At 60.0% G+C, this 15891-nt stretch carries 17 protein-coding genes; 9 read left to right on the top strand and 8 right to left on the bottom strand.

The features are described from left to right. Positions 1 to 24: 24 nt before the first annotated feature. The 4 genes from AC0IXA_RS11925 to AC0IXA_RS11910 all read right to left on the bottom strand — a co-directional run bounded on the left by AC0IXA_RS11925 (position 25) and on the right by AC0IXA_RS11910 (position 4594). The gene (locus tag AC0IXA_RS11925; protein WP_471813161.1) at positions 25 to 1152 is read right to left on the bottom strand and encodes an NAD(P)/FAD-dependent oxidoreductase; all 1128 of its coding nucleotides are present in this window, start codon (positions 1150 to 1152) and stop codon (positions 25 to 27) included. Positions 1153 to 1301: 149 nt separating this feature from the next. Further along, entirely contained in the window at positions 1302 to 2246 is a 945-nt protein-coding gene (locus AC0IXA_RS11920) for an ornithine cyclodeaminase family protein (protein WP_471813159.1), read from the bottom strand. 116 nt (positions 2247 to 2362) lie between these two features. After that, the gene (rhlB, locus tag AC0IXA_RS11915) at positions 2363 to 3841 is read right to left on the bottom strand and encodes an ATP-dependent RNA helicase RhlB (RefSeq protein WP_016771585.1); all 1479 of its coding nucleotides are present in this window, start codon (positions 3839 to 3841) and stop codon (positions 2363 to 2365) included. Positions 3842 to 3937: 96 nt separating this feature from the next. Further along, complete coding sequence (locus AC0IXA_RS11910; protein ID WP_110600245.1) at positions 3938 to 4594, bottom strand: alpha/beta hydrolase; 657 nt, start codon at positions 4592 to 4594, stop codon at positions 3938 to 3940. A 468-nt stretch (positions 4595 to 5062) separates the two neighbouring features. Here AC0IXA_RS11910 and AC0IXA_RS11905 point away from each other — a divergent pair, with 468 nt between their 5' ends. From AC0IXA_RS11905 to AC0IXA_RS11890, 4 genes are all read left to right on the top strand, one after another. Then, positions 5063 to 6094: an amino acid ABC transporter substrate-binding protein gene (locus tag AC0IXA_RS11905; protein ID WP_016771583.1), complete on the top strand. Its 1032-nt coding sequence runs from the start codon at positions 5063 to 5065 to the stop codon at positions 6092 to 6094. A 66-nt stretch (positions 6095 to 6160) separates the two neighbouring features. Then, positions 6161 to 7342, top strand: coding sequence for an amino acid ABC transporter permease (locus tag AC0IXA_RS11900; protein WP_341639144.1), 1182 nt, complete (start codon positions 6161 to 6163; stop codon positions 7340 to 7342). A 10-nt stretch (positions 7343 to 7352) separates the two neighbouring features. Further along, entirely contained in the window at positions 7353 to 8447 is a 1095-nt protein-coding gene (locus AC0IXA_RS11895; RefSeq protein ID WP_110600243.1) for an amino acid ABC transporter permease, read from the top strand. A 13-nt stretch (positions 8448 to 8460) separates the two neighbouring features. Further along, positions 8461 to 9225 carry an amino acid ABC transporter ATP-binding protein gene (locus AC0IXA_RS11890; protein WP_016771581.1) on the top strand — a complete coding sequence of 255 codons (765 nt, stop codon included), beginning with the start codon at positions 8461 to 8463 and terminating at the stop codon, positions 9223 to 9225. A 51-nt stretch (positions 9226 to 9276) separates the two neighbouring features. Here the strand turns inward: AC0IXA_RS11890 and AC0IXA_RS11885 are convergent, their stop codons facing one another. Together AC0IXA_RS11885 and AC0IXA_RS11880 are read right to left on the bottom strand one after the other, a co-directional pair. After that, on the bottom strand, positions 9277 to 9765 hold the full coding sequence (locus AC0IXA_RS11885; protein ID WP_122601891.1) for a type II toxin-antitoxin system MqsA family antitoxin: 489 nt from the start codon (positions 9763 to 9765) through the stop codon (positions 9277 to 9279). Beyond that, the gene (locus AC0IXA_RS11880) at positions 9762 to 10073 is read right to left on the bottom strand and encodes a type II toxin-antitoxin system MqsR family toxin (protein WP_471813156.1); all 312 of its coding nucleotides are present in this window, start codon (positions 10071 to 10073) and stop codon (positions 9762 to 9764) included. Before AC0IXA_RS11880 ends, AC0IXA_RS11885 begins: the two co-directional genes overlap by 4 nt. Before the next feature lie 166 nt (positions 10074 to 10239). On the opposite strand from AC0IXA_RS11880, the gene AC0IXA_RS11875 reads away from it, so the two are divergent. The 5 genes from AC0IXA_RS11875 to AC0IXA_RS11855 all read left to right on the top strand — a co-directional run bounded on the left by AC0IXA_RS11875 (position 10240) and on the right by AC0IXA_RS11855 (position 14216). Then, the gene (locus tag AC0IXA_RS11875) at positions 10240 to 10899 is read left to right on the top strand and encodes a FadR/GntR family transcriptional regulator (RefSeq protein WP_071174465.1); all 660 of its coding nucleotides are present in this window, start codon (positions 10240 to 10242) and stop codon (positions 10897 to 10899) included. Then, positions 10889 to 12193, top strand: coding sequence for a CynX/NimT family MFS transporter (locus AC0IXA_RS11870; protein ID WP_024011695.1), 1305 nt, complete (start codon positions 10889 to 10891; stop codon positions 12191 to 12193). The genes AC0IXA_RS11875 and AC0IXA_RS11870 overlap by 11 nt, the downstream gene beginning before the upstream one ends. A gap of 189 nt (positions 12194 to 12382) precedes the next feature. Further along, positions 12383 to 12853: a nuclear transport factor 2 family protein gene (locus AC0IXA_RS11865; RefSeq protein WP_071174467.1), complete on the top strand. Its 471-nt coding sequence runs from the start codon at positions 12383 to 12385 to the stop codon at positions 12851 to 12853. A gap of 40 nt (positions 12854 to 12893) precedes the next feature. Next, on the top strand, positions 12894 to 13196 hold the full coding sequence (locus AC0IXA_RS11860) for a GIY-YIG nuclease family protein (protein ID WP_123595001.1): 303 nt from the start codon (positions 12894 to 12896) through the stop codon (positions 13194 to 13196). Positions 13197 to 13280: 84 nt separating this feature from the next. Continuing rightward, on the top strand, positions 13281 to 14216 hold the full coding sequence (locus AC0IXA_RS11855; RefSeq protein WP_471813153.1) for a glutathione S-transferase family protein: 936 nt from the start codon (positions 13281 to 13283) through the stop codon (positions 14214 to 14216). A gap of 118 nt (positions 14217 to 14334) precedes the next feature. Here AC0IXA_RS11855 and AC0IXA_RS11850 read toward each other — a convergent pair whose 3' ends face one another. Then, complete coding sequence (locus tag AC0IXA_RS11850) at positions 14335 to 14685, bottom strand: glutaredoxin family protein (protein ID WP_471813151.1); 351 nt, start codon at positions 14683 to 14685, stop codon at positions 14335 to 14337. Then, positions 14685 to 15689, bottom strand: a complete 1005-nt coding sequence (gene yejK, locus AC0IXA_RS11845; RefSeq protein ID WP_341639147.1) for a nucleoid-associated protein YejK — start codon at positions 15687 to 15689, stop codon at positions 14685 to 14687. Before yejK ends, AC0IXA_RS11850 begins: the two co-directional genes overlap by 1 nt. Positions 15690 to 15891 lie beyond the last annotated feature (202 nt).

The raw sequence follows: 15891 nt of genomic DNA, 5'->3' as shown, positions 1-15891 counted from the left end.
AATCTTTTCGACGAGTCGATGCGATCAAGCCAGTCGGGCCGGGGAGAGCATGGCGCTGTCCAGACCGAATTGATGCAGGTGCTCGGGAAACGGCTCGCCGCGCACCAGCGCCGCACTGGCCTGGCCCATCGCTGGCGACGTCTGGATGCCGTAACCACCCTGCGCGGCGACCCAGAACAACCCCGGCACCTGCGGATCGAAGCCGCTGAGCAAATCACCGTCGGCAACGAAACTGCGCAGACCGGCCCAGGTGCGGGTCGGACGGCGGATGGTCAGCGTGGTGGCCTCTTCGATCTGATAGATGCCCATCGCGATGTCGAGTTCTTCCGGCTGCACGTCGTGCGGTTCGACCGGATCGGCGTTGGCCGGCGAGCCGAGGAACATGCCGGCGTCGGGCTTCATGTAGAAGGATTCGTCGAGGCTGACCAGCATTGGCCAGTGATGAGTGTCCACGCCTTCCGGGCCGGCAAAGATAAATGCGGCGCGGCGCTTCGGTTGCAGCCCCAGCGGCTGCGCTCCGGCCAGGGCAGCGATCTTGTCGGCCCAGGCACCGGCGGCGTTGATGAGCACCGGTGCGCTGAATGTCTCGCCGTTGGTCTGCACGATCCACAGGCCATCGGCATCGCGGCTCAAGCCGAGCACCTCGCAATCGGTGCGGACTTCGCCGTGATTGCGCCGAATGCCGCGCAGGTAGCCTTGATGCAGCGCGTCGGTGTCGATGTCGCAGGCCGATGGGTCGTAGATCGCGCCGTGGACTTTGTCCCGGCGCAGGATCGGCAGGCGCGCGCAGGCTTCGTCGGCACTGAGCAGTTGCATCTGCGGCACGGTGGCTTTGGCGCTGAGGTATTGGTTGTTCAGTTCGGCGGGATCACCGATGAAGTCGACGGTCATTTCGCCGCGTGGGGTCAGCAGCGGGTGTTCGCAGAAGCCGCTCGGAGGACTGTCGAAAAACGCGCGGCTGGCCTGAGTCAGTGCGCGGACCTGTGCGGTGCCGTAAGCGGCGGTGTACAGCGCGGCGGAGCGACCGGTGGAGTGATAGCCGGGATGGGTTTCACGCTCGAGCACGATCACTTTGCCGTGCGGCGCCAGCCAGAACCCGGTAGAAGCGCCGGCAATCCCGCCGCCGATGATGATGAAATCTGCGTGGCTCATGTGGGTCTCCAGTGGGTACGCAATATCAAGGCGTACGCTAGTCCCTTGTGGGAGCGAGCCTGCTTGCGAAGCGGTGTATCAGTCGACATCTTCGGTGAATGTCAGTCCGCATTCGCGAGCAGGCTCGCTCCCACAGGGGATTTTTGGCGTTAGTGGGTTAAGTGATAAACCGCATTGGCGAGGGCAATGTCTTCCAGGCCCAAGCCGATTGAACGGAAGAACACGTGACGGTCGTAACCCGGGCGCTGCACTTTTTCGCTGAGCAAGTCGGCGAGGTCGCCGACAATCGAATCCTTGCTCCAGCCATGCTGTTCGGCGGCAATCAGCATCTCACCTGCCGAACCCGGCGTGGTCAGACGATAGTCGCAGAACACCTGCATGTCGTTGAGGCTTTGCGGCGGTACTTCATGGGCGCGCGGGGCGTTGGTGCTGATCGAGGTGATCAGCGCCGGTTTGTGCAGTTGCGCCGGATCGATCACCGGCCCGGCAGACGAGGTGCAGAGCATAATCACGTCAGCATCGGAGATGGCGGTCTCGCGGCTGTCGGCAATCTTCAGTGACGGCGCGATGGACTTCAACACAGTCTGTGTTTCCACATCTTCCAGCAGCGATGGCGAATACAGGCTGATGCTCTGCCAGTCGCGCAGCGCCTTGGCATAATGCAGATGCGCCTGAGCTACCTTGCCGCTGCCGATGATTGCCAGTCGCTGGGCGTCCAACGGCGCGAGGGCGTCGACCGCCACTGCCGTGGTCGCGGCGGTGCGCGCGGTGGTCAGTTCGCCGGCATCACAGAGCAGCAGCGGCTGGCCGGTTTTCATCGACATCAACAATGTCCACGCCGTCACCAGCGCACCCTGCTCACGAACGATGTATGGCGAAGTCTTCACTCCGTACACGCCATCCTCGGCCAGCACGCCCAGATAATTGATGAAGTCGCCGGCGCTTTTGGGGAATTCGACCCATTGCTGCGTCGGCTGCACGGCGTTACCGGCCGCCAGATCGCGGAACAGCTTGCGCAGGATCTGCGGCACATCGATACGCGCCAACAGTTCGTGGGCCTGGGCTTGATCGATCACATAAGGCGTACTGGACATTTCGCGCTCCGAAACTAAACTTATTTTTCCATTATGGACTTTTAGTTCTGGCGAGCAACCATCGGGCATAAAAAAAGCGCAGTCGTTTCCGGCTGCGCTTTCTCATATAGCGGGGCTTACTGCGGACGCTTGCGCTCAACCGCGCGCAGCAGATGCGTCGGTGGGGTTTCGCAGCTGATCTTGCGACCAAGCTTTTCTTCGATGGACGGCAACTGGTAGGAGTCGTCCTCGCCGGCAAAGCTGATCGACACACCGTCAGCGCCGGCGCGACCGGTACGGCCGATGCGGTGCACGTAGTCGTCAGGCACTTCCGGCAGGGTGAAGTTGATCACGTGGCTGATGCCGTCGATGTGGATGCCGCGACCGGCGACATCGGTGGCCACCAGCACGCGAATCTTGCCTTCGCGGAAACCTTCCAGGGTTTTGATGCGCTTGTGCTGCGGCACATCACCGGAGAGTTGCGCGGCGTTGATGCCGTCACGCACCAGACGCTCTTCGATGCGGCGTACCTCGTCCTTGCGGTTGGCAAACACGATGACCCGCTCCCAACCGTTATCGTTGACCAGGTTGTAGAGCAGCTTGTATTTGTCGGCAGCGGCCACGGCGTAGATGTGCTGCTCGACGTTCTCGTTGGCGACGTTGGTGATTTCGATTTCGACGATGGCCGGGTCGGTGGTCCATTGCTTGGCCAGATTCATCACGTCTTCGGTGAAGGTCGCGGAGAACAGCAAAGTCTGGCGTTCGGACTTCGGCGGGGTCTGGCGAATGATCTGCCGTACCTGCGGGATGAAGCCCATGTCGAGCATGCGGTCGGCTTCGTCCAGGACCATTACTTCAACCATGTCCAGATGCACGTCGCCGCGCTGGTTGAAGTCGAGCAAGCGGCCCGGCGTGGCGACGAGGATGTCGCAATGACGTGCTTCGAGGTGCTTGAGCTGTTTGTCGAAGTCCATGCCACCGACGAAGGTCATGACGTTGAGGCCGGTGTACTTGGTCAGGTCAGCGGCGTCCTTGGCGATCTGCACCACCAGTTCGCGGGTCGGCGCGATGATCAGCGCGCGCGGCTCGCCCATGTAGCGCTCTTTCGGCGGCGGCGTCTGCAGCAACTGGGTGATGATCGAGATCAGGAACGCGGCGGTCTTGCCGGTGCCGGTCTGCGCGCGGCCAATGGCGTCTTTGCCGGCGAGGGTGAAACCCAGCACCTGCGCCTGGATCGGCGTGCAGTACGGAAAGCCCAGGTCCTGGATGGCGTGCATCAGTTCCGGAGCAAGCTTGAAATCGTGAAAGCGGGTTTTGCCTTCCTGCGGCTCGACGACGAAGTCTTCGAGTTTCCATGGAATGACCGGTGCCTTGGGCTTCGGTTCGCGACGTGGCCTGGCCGGTTTCGGCGCTTCGCTGGGTGCAGGCTCTACGGCAATTGGCGCTGGTGCAGCGGGTATTTCTTCTGGCTTCGGTGCGGCTGCGGGAGCGGGGCGGTCGGCCTGCGGGGCATCGGTGCGATGACCGGGGGCGTGCGACGGCGCACTGGGAACTGGCGCGAGCTGCTCAGCCTCGCTTTTACCGAACATCTTCTTGAGTGCTTTGAGCACGGTCATCTCATCAGTTGGTTAAGGAATGTACGCCGGCCAGTGTAATGCAAGAATCGGGCGCGGCGTAGTAGGAGGGATCAATGGGCGGACATTGCTCGCGAATCAGCGCAGGCGTTCGCTCAGCCAGACGCCGACGTCGCGAATCTCTTCAGGTAACACTTCGTGCTCCATTGGGTATTCCTGCCATGTCACGGTGACACCATGCTTCACCAAATGCTCATAGGCAGTACGCCCCATCGAGTTCTGCACCACACCATCGAACTGACCGTGCAGACACAGCACCGGAATACGCTGCTGACTGGCGGATAACTCCAGTTCGTCGCTGAATGTCGGTGCGTACGTCGACAACGCCAGCACCCCGCCCAGCGGTCCCTGCCATTTAAGGAACGCGGTATGCAATACCACCGCGCCGCCCTGGGAAAATCCTGCGAGGAAAATCCGCGAGGCGTCTATTCCGCTGGCGCGCTCGTTTTCGATCAGCTCGATGATGCGCTCTGCCGATGCCTCCAGTTGGTCGCGATCGATCGCCCGGGCCGGGCTCATGGCCTTGATGTCATACCAGCTGGGCATGGCATATCCGCCATTTATCGTCACTGGACGGGTGGGTGCCTGCGGCAGCACAAAGCGCGTGCTCAACAGACTTTCCTGCAACGCCTCGGCTACCGGCAGGAAGTCGTAGCGGTCGGCGCCGAGGCCGTGCAGCCAGATCACGCAGGCATCCGCGGGCTTAACAGGCTGAAGAATCAAGGGCTCGGTCATGTCTGCTCCAAAAATGTGCGGGCGCTCTCATTCAGTGCGTGATTGAAGGGCGCGCCCGGTTGATCCGTTAACAAGATGTCGCAAGGTTACAAGTTTAGCTATTGACGTGTCGCGCAATCACTTTCGCAAGCGGTGTGGTACGGCGTTTGCTATGGAGCTTTGCGTACGAAGCATCCGTTGCGCGGCGGTAACACTATCAGTGTCAGTCGCGCGATGGGATAGCAACGAATCCGGTGATGGATGTTCGCCAATGGCCGCTACGGGCTTAGCGAACGTGAAAGGGCTACAGCCCGTTCGGCCGATTGGTGAGAAGTGAGTGATCCATGATGTGGATTTTCTCCTACTAGACTCATAGCGAAGGTCTTACGTCGGTTGACCCCAAAAAAAGCCAACACGGGTCAACAACGCCTCAAAAGGGTGCGACAGGACTCAAGCTCCGACACAACAAGAGCAAAACTGGAGGTTTGAATGAAGATGTTGAAATCCACTCTGGCGGTCGTGACTGCTGCAGCAGTACTCGGCGTCAGCGGGTTCGCTCAGGCGGGTGCAACCCTGGATGCGGTACAGAAAAAAGGTTTCGTGCAGTGTGGCGTGAGCGACGGTCTGCCGGGCTTCTCGGTACCGGATGCGACCGGCAAGATCCTCGGCATCGATGCCGACGTCTGCCGCGCTGTGGCGGCAGCCGTTTTCGGCGACGCCAACAAGGTCAAGTTCAGCCAGTTGAACGCCAAGGAGCGCTTCACCGCGCTGCAGTCCGGCGAGATCGACATCCTGTCGCGCAACACCACCATGACCAGTTCCCGTGACGCGGGCATGGGCCTGAAATTCCCGGGCTTCATCACCTACTACGACGGCATCGGCTTTTTGGTGAACAACAAGCTGGGCGTGAAAAGTGCCAAAGAGCTCGACGGCGCGACCATTTGCATCCAGGCCGGTACCACCACCGAACTGAACGTTTCCGACTACTTCCGTGGCAACGGTCTGAAATACACCCCGATCACCTTCGACACCTCCGATGAAAGCGCCAAGTCGCTGGAATCCGGTCGTTGCGACGTGCTGACCTCCGACAAGTCCCAGCTGTTCGCCCAGCGCAGCAAGCTGGCCTCGCCGAAGGACTACGTGGTGTTGCCGGAAACCATTTCCAAAGAACCACTGGGCCCGGTCGTACGTAACGGCGACGACGAGTGGCTGGCCATCGTGCGTTGGGTCGGCTACGCGCTGCTCAATGCCGAAGAAGCCGGCATCACTTCGAAGAACGTCGAAGCTGAAGCCAAGTCCACGAAGAACCCGGACGTGGCCCGTATGCTCGGCGCTGACGGCGAGTACGGCAAAGACCTGAAACTGCCGAAAGACTGGGTTGTGCAGATCGTCAAGCAAGTCGGCAACTACGGCGAAATCTTCGAGAAAAACCTCGGCAAGAGCACTCCGCTGGAAATCGACCGTGGCCTGAACGCCCTGTGGAACAACGGCGGCATTCAGTACGCACCACCAGTGCGCTAATGGTTCTATCGCCCGGCGGGCCAACCGCCGGGTGATGTTCTTGTTCCATTTCTTCCGGGGCACTTCATGCAAAATTCAATCGGCGCACCAAAGCAGAGGCTCAGCCTCAGCGATCCACGAGTGCGTGCGTGGCTATTCCAGATCATCACCGTTGTGGCAGTGGTCTCGCTTGGCTGGTACCTGTTCGACAATACGCAAACCAACCTTCAGCACCGGGGCATCACCTCCGGCTTCAGCTTTCTGGAGCGCAGTGCCGGATTCGGCATCGCTCAAACCCTGATCGACTACACCGAAGCGGACAGTTACGCGCGGGTGTTTGTCATCGGCCTGCTCAACACCCTGTTGGTGACCTTTATCGGCGTGATCCTGGCGACGATTCTCGGTTTCATCGTCGGCGTGGCGCGGCTGTCGCAGAACTGGATCATCGCCAAACTGGCGACGGTGTATGTGGAAGTATTCCGCAACATTCCGCCGCTGCTGCAGATCCTGTTCTGGTACTTCGCGGTGTTCCTGACCATGCCGGGGCCGCGCAACAGCCACAACTTCGGCGACACCTTCTTCGTCAGCAGCCGTGGCCTGAACATGCCGGCCGCACTCGCTGCCGACGGTTTCTGGGCGTTCATGATCAGCATCGTCCTGGCCATTGTCGGCATCGTGCTGATGTGCCGCTGGGCCAACAAGCGCTTCGAAGAAACCGGCGTACCGTTCCACAAGTTCTGGACCGGCCTGGCAATTGCGCTGGTGATCCCGACCCTGTGCGCGCTGATCTTCGGCGCTCCGCTGCACTGGGAAATGCCCGAGCTCAAGGGCTTCAACTTTGTCGGTGGCTGGGTGCTGATCCCGGAACTGCTGGCATTGACCCTGGCGCTCACCGTGTACACCGCAGCGTTCATCGCCGAGATCGTGCGTTCCGGGATCAAGTCGGTCAGCCACGGCCAGACCGAAGCAGCGCGATCCCTCGGCCTGCGCAACGGCCCGACCCTGCGCAAGGTGATCATCCCGCAAGCCCTGCGCGTGATCATTCCGCCGCTGACCAGCCAATACCTGAACCTGGCGAAGAACTCCTCGCTGGCCGCCGGTATCGGTTACCCGGAAATGGTTTCGCTGTTCGCTGGCACCGTGCTCAACCAGACCGGGCAGGCCATCGAAGTGATTGCCATCACCATGAGCGTGTACCTGGCGATCAGTATCAGCATTTCCCTGCTGATGAACTGGTACAACAAGCGCATTGCGCTGATCGAGCGGTAAGGAAAAGCGCATGAGTACTCATACTTTCAAACCCGACATGCCTCCACCGAACAGCAGCATCGGCGTGGTGGCGTGGATGCGCGCAAACATGTTCTCCAGCTGGCTCAACACCCTGCTGACGCTGTTTGCGTTCTACCTGATCTACCTGGTCGTGCCACCGATCCTCAGCTGGGCGATCGTCGATGCCAACTGGGTCGGCACCACGCGCGCCGACTGCACCAAGGAAGGCGCCTGCTGGGTGTTCATTCAGCAGCGTTTCGGCCAGTTCATGTACGGCTACTACCCGACCGAGCTGCGCTGGCGCGTCGACCTGACCGTGTGGCTGGCGGTCATTGGCGCAGCACCGCTGTTCATCTCGCGCGTGCCGCGTAAAGCGGTGTACGGCCTGAGCTTCCTGGTGCTGTACCCGATCATCGCCTTCATCTTGTTGCATGGCGGTTTCGGAATGACCACCGTGCCGACCAGCCAGTGGGGCGGCCTGATGCTGACTCTGGTGATCGCCACCGTCGGCATCGCCGGAGCATTGCCGCTGGGCATCGTGCTGGCGCTGGGACGGCGTTCGAACATGCCGGCGATTCGTGTGGTCTGCGTGACTTTCATCGAGTTCTGGCGCGGCGTGCCGTTGATCACGGTGCTGTTCATGTCCTCGGTAATGCTGCCGCTGTTCCTGCCCGAAGGCATGAACTTCGACAAGCTGCTGCGGGCGCTGATCGGCGTGATCCTGTTCCAGTCGGCCTACGTTGCCGAAGTGGTGCGCGGTGGTCTGCAGGCGATTCCCAAAGGGCAGTACGAAGCGGCTGCAGCGATGGGCCTCGGTTACTGGCGTTCGATGGGCCTGGTGATTCTGCCGCAAGCGCTGAAGCTGGTGATCCCGGGCATCGTCAACACGTTCATTGCGCTGTTCAAGGACACCAGCCTGGTGATCATCATCGGTCTGTTCGACCTGCTCAACAGCGTCAAGCAAGCCGCCGCCGACCCGAAATGGCTGGGCATGGCCACCGAAGGCTACGTGTTCGCCGCCCTCGTGTTCTGGATTTTCTGTTTTGGTATGTCGCGCTATTCCATGCATCTGGAACGCAAGCTCGACACTGGCCACAAGCGTTAGGAGTTCTCTGTAAATGAGCGAAGCAATCAAAAAGCCTGTGGGTCCGGAAGGCATTATCCAGATGCAGGGCGTGAACAAGTGGTACGGCCAGTTTCACGTACTCAAAGACATCAACCTCAACGTCAAACAGGGCGAGCGCATCGTTCTGTGCGGCCCGTCGGGTTCCGGTAAATCGACCACGATCCGTTGCCTCAATCGTCTGGAAGAACACCAGCAGGGGCGCATCGTCGTCGATGGCGTGGAACTGACCAACGACCTCAAGCAAATCGAAGCGATCCGCCGCGAAGTCGGCATGGTGTTCCAGCACTTCAACCTGTTCCCGCATCTGACCATTCTGCAGAACTGCACCCTGGCGCCGATGTGGGTGCGCAAGATGCCCAAGCGCAAGGCCGAAGAAATCGCCATGCATTACTTGGAACGCGTACGCATTCCGGAGCAGGCGCACAAGTACCCGGGGCAACTGTCCGGCGGCCAGCAACAGCGTGTGGCGATCGCCCGCGCCTTGTGCATGAAGCCGAAAATCATGCTGTTTGACGAGCCGACTTCAGCGCTCGATCCGGAAATGGTGAAAGAGGTTCTCGACACCATGATCGGTCTGGCCGAAGACGGTATGACCATGCTTTGCGTGACCCACGAAATGGGCTTTGCCCGCACCGTGGCCAACCGCGTGATCTTCATGGACAAGGGCGAAATCGTTGAACAGGCGGCGCCGAACGATTTCTTCGACAATCCGCAGAATGATCGGACGAAGTTGTTCTTGAGTCAGATTTTGCATTGATGGTTGATGAGTGAAACCAACCCGGCCATGTGCCGGGTTGTTTTTTCGGGGTCAGGAAACCGAAAGGGATTCATGTTCTTTGTGGACGATGTGCTCGAAACCTCTCAAATCTGCACCTTCGCCGAGAGTCTTTGCATCGGTTAGCAAATATGGGTAACGATCCAATAAACGCATCAGCAGTATGAGTGCCTTGGGCGGCAAGATTTCGCCGCGCTCGTAGCGAGAGAATGCGTTATGCCCACCCCCAGATAGCAGTTGCACCGTCTCTTTTTGCGTCAGATGCAATTTGCGGCGAATCCGCTTCATCTCGTCGCCAATCATTTTCCTGGCAGCGATGACCAACTCATCACCTGCGTCGCAATAACGTTCCGCGCTATCGGTATCGGCGTCCCATTCGACCTCACCGCAGTTCTGGCACTCCCAGCCAGAAAGATCATCCACACGCCGCTCCATGCCTTTGACTTTCAGGGTTTCGCCACGCCCCTGAAAATGCCTCATTCCCTCACGTGCACCGCAGCTGACACATTGCTGGGTTTTCATGGGTTTTTCTCCTTGAAGGAGATCACCGGTGGGCTGCCGCCAGGGCGGTATGTCACCTTGATGTAAATCTCCTGATCTCGTAAATTGATGTGATACACGTCTTGCCAGATTCGATGATCCTCATAAGTAGTCATCGATTTGTACAACATCCTGGTTTGTAGCTCGAAAACAATTTCCTGCATTTCGCTGACATTGAAGCCGAGCTTCTCAGCTGACCTTACTGAAGTTTTGGTGAAAGCATTTTGACCCAGTCGCCTCACTTCAGACTTGATCACCGCCAAGTCGTAATGGGGTGTGTTCTTTTCCATAAGAAGCCAAAACCCTGTCCCTGAAATTACCCTTAAAGGGTAATTTTGACCAATCGAAAATGCCGCTCCATGTGTCTCCGATTGACCCTAGGTGGTTGCCGTCCTACATGGGTCTGACTAACATGTCGGAAAATTCATCCTATGATTGGATGAAAAGGCGAAGCTCATGTCCGAAATTTCCCCTTTGATCAAGCGATCCCTGGTCGATCAGGCTTTGGATCAACTGCGTCAGCGCATCAACAGCGGTGCGTGGCAGGTCGGCGAGCGTCTGCCGACCGAGCCTGAGCTGTGCGCCGAGCTGGGTATCAGCCGCAACACGGTGCGTGAGGCGATGCGTGTTTTGGCGTTTTCGGGATTGATCGAAATTCGCCAAGGCGACGGCAGTTATCTTCGTGCGCTGGTCGACCCGCTCGACACACTTAAAGCGCTATCGCGTTGTTCGCTGGAGCAGGCCCGGGAGACCCGGCACATCCTTGAAGTCGAGGCCATCGGCCTGGCCGCGTTGCGCCGTACCGATGAGGATCTGGCGGCGCTGCGTGAAGCGCTCGGCACCAGCGGCAGCCATTACCACGGCGATCTCGACACCTATATCGCCTGCGATCTGGTGTTCCATCGCCGACTGGTCGACGCCGCGCACAACCCGACCCTCAGCGAGTTGTATCGCTACTTTTCCAGCATCGTCGGCGCGCAATTGCGCCAGACCCTGAATATCTCCCCGCGCCGTCAGGAAGTGTTCGATCTGCACATCGACTTGCTCGATGCGGTCGAGCAACGCGACCCGGAACGGGCCAAAGCCTTGTCGAGGCAGTTGATCAATGAACCTTGAAACCGAGAAAACCATGTCCCGCAGTGAGTTATCCACAGCGTCGAAACGCACCCCCGAACTTGAAGAGCTGCTGATCGATGCCGAGGCTGATGACGAGCAGGTGCAGCAAAGCCATCCGTTGGTGAAACGTCCATGGTTGCTGCTGCTCGGGCTGATTCTCGTGGCGCTGAACCTGCGCCCGGCGTTGTCGAGCATGGCGCCGTTGCTCAGCGAGGTCTCCAGAAGCCTCGGGCTGACTGCGGCGCAGGCGGGATTGCTGACCACGTTGCCGGTGCTGTGCCTGGGCTTGTTCGCACCGCTGGCGCCGATCCTGGCGCGGCGTTTCGGTGCTGAGCGGGTGGTGTTGGGGATTCTGCTGACACTGGCCGGCGGCATCATCCTGCGCAGCAATTTCGGCGAGATCGGGCTGTTCGCCGGCAGCGTCCTTGGCGGCGCCAGCATCGGCATCGTCGGCGTGCTGCTGCCGGGCATCGTCAAGCGCGACTTCGCCAAACACGCCGGGACCATGACCGGCGTCTACACCATGGCGCTGTGCCTGGGCGCGGCGATGGCGGCGGGTTCGACCGTGCCGCTGAGTGAACACTTCGGCAACAGCTGGGCGATGGGCCTGGGCTTCTGGGTGATTCCGGCATTGGTGGCCGCAGTGTTCTGGCTGCCACAAGTCGGCTCCAAACATGGCGCACACAACGTCGCCTATCGCGTGCGCGGGTTGCTGCGTGATCCGCTGGCCTGGCAGGTGACCTTGTACATGGGCCTGCAATCGTCGCTGGCCTACATCGTGTTTGGCTGGTTGCCGTCGATCCTCATCGGTCGCGGGCTGACACCGACTCAGGCCGGATTGGTGCTGTCCGGTTCGGTGATCATTCAGCTGGCCAGTTCGCTGGCCGCGCCGTGGCTGGCGACCCGTGGCAAGGATCAGCGTCTGGCGATCGTCGTGGTCATGGCGCTGACCTTGGCCGGCCTGTTCGGCTGCCTGTACGCACCGATCGAAGGTCTGTGGGGCTGGGCGATTCTGCTCGGCCTCGGGCAGGGCGGTACGTTCAGTCTGGCCCTGACCCTGATCGTCCTGCGCTCGCGCGATTCCCATGTCGCGGCGAACCTGTCGAGCATGTCGCAGGGTTTTGGCTACACCCTGGCGTCCATGGGGCCTTTCGCCGTGGGTGTGGTGCATGACTGGACCGGCGGCTGGAATGCGCTGGGCTGGATTTTCGGCATTATCGGCGCCGGTGCAATCCTCGCCGGGCTGGGTGCCGGCCGGGCGCTGTATGTGCAGGTGCAAAGCGAAAAGATCTGAATGCACTGGGTGCAAATGTGGGAGCGAGCCTGCTCGCGAAAGCGGTGTTTCAGTCAACATGGATGTTGAATGTTGAATTGCCTTCGCGAGCAGGCTCGCTCCCACAAGGGTTTTGCGTATTGCCGATAGTGTTTCTGCGCGCGGCAGATTATGGTGCTGGCAATCTGTACCTATTTTTTGGAGACTGCCTTGAGCGAAGCCCACAGCGCCCTGATCACCCGCTTCTACCAAGCTTTTCAGCGCCTCGACGCCGAAGCCATGGCCGCCTGCTACACCGATGACGTGGTCTTCAGCGATCCGGCGTTCGGTGAGTTGCGCGGGCGCGATGCCGGCGACATGTGGCGCATGCTGACTACCCGCGCCAAGGATTTCTCCCTGACCTTCGACAACGTCCGCGCCGACGAACGCAGCGGCGGCGCACACTGGGTCGCGACCTACCTGTTCAGCCAGACCGGCAACATCGTCATCAACGATATCCAGGCGCGTTTCGTGTTCCGTGACGGCAAGATCTGTGAGCACCACGACCACTTCGATCTGTGGCGCTGGTCGCGCCAGGCGCTCGGTTTCAAAGGCCTGCTGCTGGGCTGGACGCCGCTGGTGCGCAACGCCGTCCGCGCCCAGGCGCGCAAGGGACTGAAGGCATTTCAGGCCGGGCGCTGATAAGATCGCCGCCTGTTTTCCTACACGTTCAGATCCCGAAGTGACCAGCCTTAGCGAAAAATCCGTCGATGCTGCCGAACCAGTGAGTAAATCCTGGTTCGTCTACCTCGTGCGTGCCGCCAATGGCTCGTTGTATTGCGGAATCAGCGACGACCCCGTACGCCGTTTCGCCAAGCACCAGAGCGGCAAGGGCGCGCGGTTCTTTCTCTCCAGCCCGGCGATGGCGCTGGTCTACACCGAACTGTGCCGCGACAAAAGCGATGCTTTGCGCCAGGAACGGCTGATCAAGAAGCTGCGCAAAAGCGCCAAGGAATGCCTCGTCGCGTCTTATCAATCTGACTGATTGGTTCCCATCAGGCAGATCTGTAGGCTGCTAATCCAATGCACGCTAAGCTGCGGGCTCACTATCTGAGCGGCGGAGCCGAGCATGTCCGAGTTGATTCTGCACCATTACCCGACCTCTCCATTTGCCGAGAAGGCCCGCCTGCTGCTGGGTTTCAAAGGCCTGTCCTGGCGTTCGGTGCATATTTCCCCGGTGATGCCAAAGCCGGATCTGACGGCGTTGACCGGTGGCTACCGCAAGACTCCAGTGTTGCAGATCGGTGCTGACATCTATTGCGACACCGCACTGATCGCTCAACGCCTGGAGCAGGAAAAAGCCCTGCCGGCGTTCTTCCCCGAGGGCCAGGAAATGACCAGCGCCAGTTTTGCGGCGTGGGCCGATTCGGTGGTGTTCCAGCACGCGGTGAGCCTGGTGTTCCAGCCGGAATCGGTGGCGGTGCGTTTCGGCAAATTGCCGCCGGAAGCGATCAAGGCATTCCTGGCCGACCGCGCCGGTTTGTTCAGCGGTGGCAGCGCCACGCGTCTGTCCGCCGAGCAGGCCAAACATCAGTGGCCAACGATCATGGCGCGTCTGGAGCAGCAGTTGCAGCGCGAGCAGGGCGACTTCCTCTTCGGCGAGCCATCGATTGCCGACTTCGCCCTGGCGCATCCGCTGTGGTTCCTCAAGGCGACGCACGTCACGGCGCCGCTGGTGGATGAATATCCGGCGGTGGCGGCGTGGCTGGGTCGAGTGTTGGGGTTCGGCCATGGCGCAGCGAGCGAGATGTCTTCCGCCGAGGCACTGGAGGTCGCGCGTAACGCGACGCCAGCGGCATTGCCGGATGAGCGGTTCGTTGATCCGAACGGCTTCAAGACGGGACAGCAAGTGGCAATTGCCGCTATCGATTACGGCGTTGATCCGGTGGTGGGCGAGCTGCTGTTTGCTGGCAGTGAAGAGCTGATCATTCGCCGTGAAGACGAACGTGGCGGCGTGGTGCATGTGCACTTCCCGCGCTTTGGTTTCCGTATCGAAGCGCGCTGATTTATCCAGTCAGCTGCAAAACCTGTGGGAGCGAGCCTGCTCGCGAAGACGATGGATCATTCAACATGGTTGTTGGCTGATGCAGCGCTTTCGCGAGCAGGCTCGCTCCCACAGTGGATTATTTCAGGGCAGCGAGGATTTCGTCTGGATCAAATCCGCGAATCAACGTGCCGTTTACATCGATCAGCGGAATCCCGCGTCCACCCAATGCCTCATACGCCTTGCGCGCATCAGCATCTTTCTCGATATCGAACTCCTTGAACGGTATGCCCTTGCTGTCGAGAAAGCGTTTGGTCTGTTTGCAGTAGCCGCACCAGTCGGTGGCATAGAGCACGACACTGGCCTGCGCCCGGGTCTGCTGCGAGACCATCTGCGCGGGATTGAATAATCGCTCGATCTTGCCCCAGTTCTGATAGACCACGACCACCAGCAGCACCAAGGCGACTTTTTTCAGCACATTGCCGAGCATCAGTTACGCCGCTTCAGCTGGTCGGTCAGCGAAGTCGGCAGGCCTTTGATGATCAAAGTGCCGTTCTCTTCGTCGTACTCGATCTTCGAACCCAGCAGGTGCGCTTCGAAGCTGATCGACAGGCCCTCGGCGCGGCCGGTGAAACGACGGAATTGATTGAGGGTGCGCTTGTCTGCCGGGATCTCTGGCGAGAGGCCGTAGTCCTTGTTTCGGATGTGGTCGTAGAAGGCCTTCGGACGTTCTTCGTCGATCAGCTCCGACAGCTCCTCAAGGCCCATCGGTTCGCCGAGCTTGGCCTGGCTGCTGGCATAGTCGACCAGAGTCTTGGTTTTCTCGCGGGCCGAGTCTTCCGGCAGGTCTTCGCTCTCGACAAAGTCGCTGAAGGCCTTGAGCAGTGTGCGCGTCTCGCCGGGGCCGTCGACGCCTTCCTGGCAACCGATGAAGTCGCGGAAATACTCCGAGACCTTCTTGCCATTCTTGCCCTTGATGAACGAAATGTACTGTTTGGACTGCTTGTTGTTCTGCCACTCGGAAACGTTGATCCGCGCTGCCAGATGCAACTGGCCAAGGTCGAGATGGCGCGAAGGCGTCACGTCGAGCTCGTCGGTCACCGCCACGCCTTCGCTGTGGTGCAGCAGGGCGATCGCCAGGTAGTCAGTCATGCCTTGCTGATAGTGGGCGAACAGCACGTGGCCACCCACCGACAGGTTGGATTCTTCCATCAGCTTCTGCAGATGCTCGACCGCCACTTTACTGAACGCGGTGAAGTCACGGCCGCCGTCCATGTACTCCTTCAGCCAGCCGCTGAACGGGAATGCGCCGGATTCCGGATGGAACAACCCCCAGGCTTTGCCCTGTTTGGCGTTGTAGCTTTCATTGAGGTCGGCGAGCATGTTTTCGATGGCTGAGGACTCGGCCAGTTCAGAGTCACGGGCGTGCAGAACTGCGGGCGTGCCGTCGGGTTTTTTGTCGATCAGGTGGACGATGCAATGACGGATCGGCATGGGCTTCTCGGCTGTTGGAAGGGAGGAGGGCAGGCTCCCCCGAAAAAGCGCTCAGTGTACCGCAACCACTGGTTTTGGCGCGGGTTGCAGGGCAAAACCGGGGCGCGCGCCCGGCCTTAAGCGGTTTTTTACCGATTTAGCGCAATAAAGCTGACCAAATGGGTAGCTAGAGGCGGATATTTCCTTGTCGCTGTGCTAGTTT

Source organism: Pseudomonas sp. AC083 (genome assembly GCF_979253165.1).
This window is presented reverse-complemented; position numbering and strand designations above follow the sequence as displayed.

Coding starts and splice junctions, on each gene's coding strand:
- AC0IXA_RS11925 (WP_471813161.1), bottom strand. CDS start 1,152: ATGAGCCACGCAGATTTCATCATCATCGGCGGCGGGATTGCCGGCGCT.
- AC0IXA_RS11920 (WP_471813159.1), bottom strand. CDS start 2,246: ATGTCCAGTACGCCTTATGTGATCGATCAAGCCCAGGCCCACGAACTG.
- rhlB (WP_016771585.1), bottom strand. CDS start 3,841: ATGACCGTGCTCAAAGCACTCAAGAAGATGTTCGGTAAAAGCGAGGCT.
- AC0IXA_RS11910 (WP_110600245.1), bottom strand. CDS start 4,594: ATGACCGAGCCCTTGATTCTTCAGCCTGTTAAGCCCGCGGATGCCTGC.
- AC0IXA_RS11905 (WP_016771583.1), top strand. CDS start 5,063: ATGAAGATGTTGAAATCCACTCTGGCGGTCGTGACTGCTGCAGCAGTA.
- AC0IXA_RS11900 (WP_341639144.1), top strand. CDS start 6,161: ATGCAAAATTCAATCGGCGCACCAAAGCAGAGGCTCAGCCTCAGCGAT.
- AC0IXA_RS11895 (WP_110600243.1), top strand. CDS start 7,353: ATGAGTACTCATACTTTCAAACCCGACATGCCTCCACCGAACAGCAGC.
- AC0IXA_RS11890 (WP_016771581.1), top strand. CDS start 8,461: ATGAGCGAAGCAATCAAAAAGCCTGTGGGTCCGGAAGGCATTATCCAG.
- AC0IXA_RS11885 (WP_122601891.1), bottom strand. CDS start 9,765: ATGAAAACCCAGCAATGTGTCAGCTGCGGTGCACGTGAGGGAATGAGG.
- AC0IXA_RS11880 (WP_471813156.1), bottom strand. CDS start 10,073: ATGGAAAAGAACACACCCCATTACGACTTGGCGGTGATCAAGTCTGAA.
- AC0IXA_RS11875 (WP_071174465.1), top strand. CDS start 10,240: ATGTCCGAAATTTCCCCTTTGATCAAGCGATCCCTGGTCGATCAGGCT.
- AC0IXA_RS11870 (WP_024011695.1), top strand. CDS start 10,889: ATGAACCTTGAAACCGAGAAAACCATGTCCCGCAGTGAGTTATCCACA.
- AC0IXA_RS11855 (WP_471813153.1), top strand. CDS start 13,281: ATGTCCGAGTTGATTCTGCACCATTACCCGACCTCTCCATTTGCCGAG.
- AC0IXA_RS11850 (WP_471813151.1), bottom strand. CDS start 14,685: ATGCTCGGCAATGTGCTGAAAAAAGTCGCCTTGGTGCTGCTGGTGGTC.
- yejK (WP_341639147.1), bottom strand. CDS start 15,689: ATGCCGATCCGTCATTGCATCGTCCACCTGATCGACAAAAAACCCGAC.